Raw genomic sequence first — 1,367 nt, 5'->3', positions numbered from 1 at the left:
TTCCAAGTGACACATTATCAACCCATACCTTTTTCAATAATACTGTCGCTCTTCTTCGAGAAATCGGTGTCATGGACAAGTTATTGGAAACAAAAGCCCCACCGGTACGGGATATTAAATTTCAATTTGAGGATACCGTGATAGAAGGACTCATCCCTGAGGTTGAGGGAGAGGACAGTTGTTACTGTATTAGAAGAACTTATCTCGATCATATCCTACTTCAACAAGCCAAATCTCAAAAGAATGTAACCGTTTTAGAAGGGTTTCGTGTGACGGATGTCATTCGTGATGACGAAACAGTAATAGGCGTGAAAGGTTTAGATAGCAACAACGAGAAACAAGAATTTTTAGCTCGCCTGGTAGTCGGAGCAGACGGCCGATCCTCAATTATTCGCAAGCTGGTAAAAAGTGAACTCAAAATAAGCATTTCTGCAAAAGTCGGCATCTATTTTGGGTACTTCTCTGAATTTCGCCATGATAATGTACCTAAATTTGAAGTATACAAGATAAAAGATAACACAGCCATTCTCTTTCCTACGAATGGTAATTTATATGTTATTGTCGGCATTTTCCCATTAGAAAATAAGGAATTGATCGCACAGTTGAAATTAAATCCGGAAAGCTCTCTACGAAATTTCTTAACAGATAAATTTCCGAATACAACAATAGGGGCGCGTTTGAAAAATGCAGAATTAGTAGAATCGGTTAAGGGCATTATCGGATATGATAATTACTGGTATAAAGGAATGGGAAAAGGATGGGCGTTGGTTGGAGATGCAGTTTGCTTTAAAGATCCTGGCATGGCACAAGGTATCCATGATGCTATATGTGGAGCACGTATATTATCCAATATTCTCTCAAAATATAAGGGACAATCCAATCAATTAAATCAAATATCTGAAGAATATCAAAAGGCCATAGAAGACGAGTTTATGGTTCGATTTCACATAGGGTGCCAAATCTCGCAGAATGAACGCATATCTGAACAACAGAATGCTGTCAACAAGCTAATCAGTTCCCACCCAGAGGCTATAGAAAAGTTTTTAGGGATTTATAATTACTCAAATGAGCCTGTTGCTTTAGAAAAAGAAATCGCACGAATTATGAAGTCAATCTAGCAATAATTTTTAAAAATCAAGGAATTAAAGTACAAAAATAATTCGTTATTAATTCTATTCAATTAATGAGTTATTAAGAAAAGCCTCTACCTAACAGGAAGAACAAGTTTTTCAATGTGAACGTATCGAATTAGAACGCGTGATATAGGAAGAAGAAAACCAAGAAGGTAAACGTTCGATTTTAGATATACACGCGCAGCTAGAAGATGCAAGCCGCGTTAATATTGAAATTCAACTTAATAATAAGCA

General features: G+C 36.6%; 1 protein-coding gene. It reads left to right on the top strand.

Features of this window, described 5'->3' with window-relative positions:
- Positions 1–1,118, top strand: a 1,118-nt coding sequence (locus RB298_RS04290; protein WP_486045958.1) for an NAD(P)/FAD-dependent oxidoreductase, incomplete at its 5' end; no start/stop codon positions are given.
- Between the last annotated feature and the right edge of the window lie 249 nt (positions 1,119–1,367).

The organism is Priestia sp. BR_2 (assembly GCF_041954005.1).
Taxonomy (GTDB): Bacteria; Bacillota; Bacilli; order Paenibacillales; family Paenibacillaceae; genus Paenibacillus_AQ; species Paenibacillus_AQ lautus_A.
The sequence above is the reverse complement of the archived record's forward strand: the minus strand, read 5'-3'. Positions and strand labels throughout refer to the sequence as shown.